At 62.5% G+C, this 1,449-nt stretch carries 2 protein-coding genes; both read left to right on the top strand.

Features of this window, described 5'->3' with window-relative positions; genetic code table 11:
- A partial coding sequence (locus KBI52_RS01505; protein ID WP_210804870.1) for a helix-turn-helix domain-containing protein occupies window positions 1-230 on the top strand: 230 nt, incomplete at its 5' end.
- 320 nt (window positions 231-550) lie between these two features.
- Window positions 551-1,449, top strand: an 899-nt coding sequence (locus KBI52_RS01500) for an AraC family transcriptional regulator (RefSeq protein WP_210804869.1), incomplete at its 3' end; no start/stop codon positions are given.

Raw genomic sequence — 1,449 nt, 5'->3', positions numbered from 1 at the left:
TGCAGAACGGCTTCCAGAGCTTTCGCGGCATGACCCCCATGGCGTTCCTGCGCTCCCTGCGGCTCAGGCACGCCCATCAGACCCTGCTGCTGTCTGATCCAGGCACCGTCACGGTCACCGAGGTGGCGCTGCGCTGCGGCTATAACCACCTGGGCGAATTCGCCTCCGCCTATCGGCACGCCTTCGGCGAAACGCCCAAGCGGACGCTCGCCAGAACCAGGGCCGCTTAAGGCACCCTTCCGGAAGGGTAAAAACTGCCCGGCCTTCGCTCTCGTGCTTCCTGCCATATTGATTATCGTGTCATCATGTTGCAGAAAGTGATCTGAGGGAGACGTATCGAAATATCGTACTGATTGGAGCGTCGCCCGCGGCTTCGACGATACGGGCGTCCTTCAATGAGGCAATACGAGGAAGATCTTCAACGGAAAGACCGGGTTGCGGGGACGAACTTCGATCCCTGCTATCCCGCATCCCGCTGGCGGGTCGGCACCCTCGGTTGTTGCCGGGCCGAACACGCTGCATCGCTCCCCTCGCACGGAACGGTGTGACGATGACCAGCGCCCCAAGCCACGATCCAGGAATCGATCTCCTCCCGGACCCGGACGAGACGATCCGCGGCAGGAAGGAGCGGAGCGGAGCGATTCTCGAGCATTCCTACCGTTCTTCCAGGCTGGACGAAATCGAGCACGTGGTCAGCTCACAGATCACTCCCCACAAGCTCGTCCCCTTGAGCCGCGACAGGTCCGTCAACAGCACGTTTCACTTCCACGGGGCCGATAATCTTGCGGTCTTCGACATTCGTTACGGCAGTCAGATCGCTGTCGAATTCGAGCATTATGAAGCTGGCGATCTCCTGGGCTTCGTGATGGCGAACAAGGGAACGGGCAGGGTGATTCTGGATCGGGAAGAGTTCGGGATCTCGCGGAACGAGGGCGTGATCATCACCTCCGGGCCCCGCGAAACCCTCCACTATGCCGAGGATTGCGAGACGCGTGTCATGCTGATGAACCGCGGCAGAATCGCCGAGTATTGTGCGAAGCTGCTTGGGCGCGAGATCGAGAAGCCGGTCGATTTCCAGACGAACTTCTCCCTCGACAATGCGGCTGGGCAGAGCTGGCTGCGGCTGACCCAGTATGTGGCGTCCGAGCTGCAGGATCCGCATTCGATGCTCAAGCTCCTGCCGGAAGCGCAGCGACAGCTCGAGCAGACGCTTCTCACCTCCCTTCTCCTGGGCCACTCCCACACCTACTCGGACGCGCTGCTGCGGCCGCAATCGGCGGCCGCCCCCTTCTACGTGAAGCGCGCCGAGGCCTTCATCGAGGCGCATTTCGCCGAGCCCCTGTCCCTGGCCGACATCGCCGCCCAGGCCGGCGTGAGCGCCCGCAGCCTGCAGAACGGCTTCCAGAGCTTTCGCGGCATGACCCCCATGGCGTTCCTGCGCTCCCTGCG

Origin of the sequence: Microvirga sp. HBU67558 (assembly GCF_018069605.1) — a bacterium.
Taxonomy (GTDB): Bacteria; Pseudomonadota; Alphaproteobacteria; order Rhizobiales; family Beijerinckiaceae; genus Microvirga; species Microvirga terrae.
This window is presented reverse-complemented; position numbering and strand designations above follow the sequence as displayed.